3 protein-coding genes and 2 pseudogenes are annotated in these 4,002 nt (G+C 44.0%); 2 read left to right on the plus strand and 3 right to left on the minus strand.

From position 1 onward, the window contains the following. Together glmM and sul2 are read right to left on the minus strand one after the other, a co-directional pair. Positions 1 to 243 (minus strand): annotated as a pseudogene (gene glmM, locus VF685_RS13875) (phosphoglucosamine mutase); the annotation flags it as partial. 86 nt (positions 244 to 329) lie between these two features. After that, positions 330 to 1,145: a sulfonamide-resistant dihydropteroate synthase Sul2 gene (gene sul2 / locus VF685_RS13880; protein WP_001043260.1), complete on the minus strand. Its 816-nt coding sequence runs from the start codon at positions 1,143 to 1,145 to the stop codon at positions 330 to 332. A gap of 89 nt (positions 1,146 to 1,234) precedes the next feature. Here sul2 and VF685_RS13885 point away from each other — a divergent pair. Both VF685_RS13885 and VF685_RS13890 read left to right on the plus strand, forming a co-directional pair. Next, positions 1,235 to 2,325, plus strand: a protein-coding gene (locus VF685_RS13885; protein WP_085940648.1) for an IS4-like element ISAba1 family transposase whose coding sequence is annotated in 2 segments (ribosomal slippage) — positions 1,235 to 1,775 and positions 1,775 to 2,325 — 1,092 coding nt in all. Because the reading frame shifts where the segments join, the coding sequence is not laid out codon by codon here. 119 nt (positions 2,326 to 2,444) lie between these two features. Next, the gene (locus tag VF685_RS13890) at positions 2,445 to 3,506 is read left to right on the plus strand and encodes an ArsO family NAD(P)H-dependent flavin-containing monooxygenase (RefSeq protein WP_180046665.1); all 1,062 of its coding nucleotides are present in this window, start codon (positions 2,445 to 2,447) and stop codon (positions 3,504 to 3,506) included. Between the two features lie 385 nt (positions 3,507 to 3,891). On the opposite strand, the pseudogene VF685_RS13895 reads toward VF685_RS13890, so the two are convergent. Further along, positions 3,892 to 4,002, minus strand: a pseudogene (locus tag VF685_RS13895) (type II toxin-antitoxin system RelE family toxin); the annotation flags it as partial.

Consider the following 4,002-nt stretch of genomic DNA (forward strand, 5'->3'; position numbering starts at 1 on the left):
TGTCGGCAGCGGGCCAAAAAGGAATACGTCCATGCCCATCGAGGTGAAACCGGCTGTGAGCGCGGGTTCAAGCATATAGCCCGACAGGCGCGTATCCTTGCCGATCACGACACGATGGCGGTGGTCACCGCGACGAAAGACACGGCCAGCCGCCATGCCGACGCGCAAGGCGGTTTCCGCCGTCATCGCGCCTTCGTTGGCTTTGCCACGAATACCGTCTGTGCCGAAATATTTGCGCACCATAAGGTCGATTATCCTGTCGTCGGGTCGCCCTCAAAGGGGACATGCCTGCTGAACCGCGAATATAGAGAAATATCCCGAATGTGCAGTTAACGAATTCTTGCGGTTTCTTTCAGCGCCGCCAATACCGCCAGCCCGTCGCGCAAGGGGCGCGGCTCGTGTGTGCGGATGAAGTCAGCTCCACCTGCGGCGGCGGCAAGCTCTGCAGCGAGTGTCGCGGCCCCGACATCCCCCGGACCACGGCCTGTGAGCGCGCGCAGAAAGGATTTGCGCGAAACAGACAGAAGCACCGGCAAATCGAAGCGCAGCCGCAATTCATCGAACCGCGCCAGCACCGAGAGCGAGGTTTCGGGAGCAGCCCCCAGAAAAAACCCCATGCCGGGATCAAGGACAAGGCGGTTGCGTTTGATACCGGCACCCGTCAGCGCCGCGATGCGCGCGTCAAAGAACGCCGCAATGTGATCCATGATGTCGCCAGCGGGTGCCTCGCGCCGATCTGCCTGCCCGTCTTGCACCGAATGCATAACGACGAGTTTGGCAGATGATTTCGCCAATTGCGGATAGAACGCAGCGTCTGGAAAACCGCGAATATCATTGAGATAGGCCACACCACGCGACAAGGCATAGGCTTGCGTCGCGGGTTGATAACTGTCGAGCGAGACGGGAATGCCATCTGCCTTGAGCGCGTCCAGCACCGGCGCGATACGCGCGATTTCTGTGTCGGACGAAACAGGCGCGGCGTCGGGATTGCTGGATGCCGGACCGAGGTCGATCACATCTGCCCCCTCGGCCATCAGCTTACGCGCCTGCGCAATGGCTGCGTCTGGCGCCAGATACCGGCCTCCATCGGAGAAACTGTCCGAGGTTATGTTGACGATGCCGAAAATGATGAGCGATTTATTCATGGGGGCTTCTATAATAATCTCTGTACACGACAAAAATAGATAACTCATTGAAATAATGTCACAATAATTGTTTTCTAACGACGAATACTATGACACATCTCAATGAGTTATATCTTATCTTAAACAAATCTCTAAAATGGAACAAGTCACATTTAAAGTGCTTTGCGCTCATCATGCTTGTGATTATTTTAAAGCAAACATGTAATCTTTCTTCTGCATCTAAAGCCTTGCCCATCAAGTGTTTACCACAATCATTTTATCGACGTATGCAGCGCTTCTTTGCAGGTCAGTATTTTGATTATCGTCAAATTTCTCAGTTGATTTTCAATATGTTTTCATTCGACCAAGTGCAACTGACTTTAGATAGAACCAATTGGAAATGGGGAAAACGAAATATTAATATCCTGATGCTCGCAATCGTTTATCGTGGAATAGCGATACCTATCCTTTGGACATTGCTTAATAAACGTGGAAATTCAGATACGAAAGAGCGTATTGCTTTGATTCAACGCTTTATAGCCATTTTTGGTAAAGACCGTATTGTGAATGTGTTCGCAGACAGAGAGTTTATCGGTGAGCAGTGGTTTACATGGTTAATTGAACAAGACATCAACTTCTGCATTCGTGTTAAAAAAACTTCATTGTCACCAATCATTTAGGAAAGAATCATAAAATTAGTGATTTATTTCGCCATCTTAAAGTTGGTCAAATTGAATGTCGTAAACGACGGATTTTGGTTGGTCGGGTGAAACTATATATAAGTGCACTACAGTTAGAAAATGGAGAGCTTTTACTCGTCGTTTCTCCTCAGTTTAATGCCAATGCTATTCAGGATTATGCATTACGCTGGGAAATTGAAACCTTATTCAGTTGTCTCAAAGGACGCGGGTTTAATCTTGAAAATACGCGCTTGACAGACCCTAGACGAGTGAAAAAATTGATTGCGGTGTTAGCTATAAGCTTCTGTTGGTGTTACTTAACGGGTGAATGGCAACATAATCAAAAAAAAGCGATAAAAATAAAGAAGCATGGACGACTCTCAATGAGTTTATTTCGCTATGGTTTAGACTATGTTCAAATGGCGATTCAGCGTTTAATTGGTTTTGGGAAAAAAGAAGAGTTTAAGGAAATTTTGGCAATTTTAAGAAAGCAGAATCCTGATAGGATAAGGGTTCTGTGAAATTTGTCGTGTACAGAGGAAAAAAACAAGTAAATTGAGTTATTGAAATTTAAGTTTAAAAACCAGTTGCTCCGGCAACTGGTTTTTTATATTAAAGAAAAATGAAAGGGGAAAGGGCTTTGAATCATAAACAGAATGAAACGGATGTGATCATTATCGGTGGTGGGCAGGCTGCTTTATCTACGGCTTATTTTTTAAAGCGAAAAAAAATACCATTCATTATTTTAGATGATCAAAATCAAGCAGGTGGAGCCTGGTTACATGCCTGGAATTCTTTGCGTCTATTTTCACCGAATAGCTGGAGTTCCTTACCAGGTTGGGTTATGCCGAATACAGAACAAACGTATCCGACCAAGAAAGAAGTTATTGAATACTTGCAGCAATATGAGCAGCGTTACCACTTTCCGATTATTCGTCCTATATATGTTGATCACGTCAAAAGCGAAGGAGAGGCATTGAGTGTGCATGCAGGTGAACAGTCATGGAAAGCCAAGGCTGTAGTCAGTGCAACGGGCACCTGGAGTCATCCTTATATCCCATCTTACCCGGGCCAAGAAAATTTTAAAGGGCTGAAATTACACTCCGCCCATTATCAAAATGCAGAACCGTTTAAAGATAAGCACGTCATGATTATCGGTGGTGGAAATTCCGGAGCACAAATTTTGGCTGAAGTTTCCCAAGTGGCAGATACTCTTTGGATCACGCCAACACCTCCTCAATTTTTAGCAGATGATGTTGATGGCCGTATACTGTTTTTACGTGCGACAGAGCGTTTAAAGGCACAATTAGAAGGCCGTACAATAGATCAGCCTGTTGGCGGTCTGGGGGATATTGTCATGATTGATTCAGTCAAAGATGCACGTGCACGAGGCGTTTTACATAGTGAGCGCCCGTTTTCGGCTTTTACAGAAAATGGCGTGATTTGGGAAGATGGATCTTTTCAACAGGTTGATGCAGTGATTTGGTGTACTGGATTTAAAGCGACTTTAGACCATTTAAAGCCACTTGGAATAGTAGAGGAAAATAATACGATACTGGTTGAAGGAACAAGATCAGTAAAACAACCCAACCTATGGTTAGTAGGATATGGTGAATGGACTGGACCTGGTTCAGCAACGCTGGTGGGTGTTTCAAGGACCGCGAGAACAACTGCTGAGGAAATTTCCGAATTTCTGGATTAAAATTTTGACCTATTTGTCTTGAGCAAGAAATAGCACAACAAATGGCAAATAAAACTCGTTATTTGGGTGCTATTTTTGTGGGCAAAATAAAAAGTTAAAAAATCAGTAGAAACCCGGCTTGGAAACAAGTCGGTTTTTTGGGTTTTCGCCACCGATTTTTTATAACATAACTTTTTGAAATATAACACTATTTATTTTGATGCGAAGTATGATTTTAATTTCCTGTTGGAAAGCCATGAAACATCCATTGTATGCCCCATAAAATAATTAGAATTAAAATTACGAAAAAGATAATTTCTAATTTTTTTCATTTTTAAAGTTCTACTAAAATTAACATAATACACCTTATACGAAGGCAAAAATGGGAGCTATAAGCTCCCCATTTTTAGTCTTTAATTCGCTTTTTAGCTTCGTCATAAACTATGCTATCAGCTCGTTTCCCGACTGTGATGAGCAAGATAACTACCTGATCATCTTTAACTTGATAGACAAGTCT

The sequence above is a fragment of the Acinetobacter sp. Brlt_5 genome, from assembly GCF_051949055.1.
Classification (GTDB): Bacteria; Pseudomonadota; Gammaproteobacteria; order Pseudomonadales; family Moraxellaceae; genus Acinetobacter; species Acinetobacter indicus.

Bases quoted from the DNA above. Each gene is read 5' to 3' on its own strand.
- sul2 (WP_001043260.1), bottom strand. From the start codon at position 1,145: ATGAATAAATCGCTCATCATTTTCGGCATCGTCAACATAACCTCGGAC.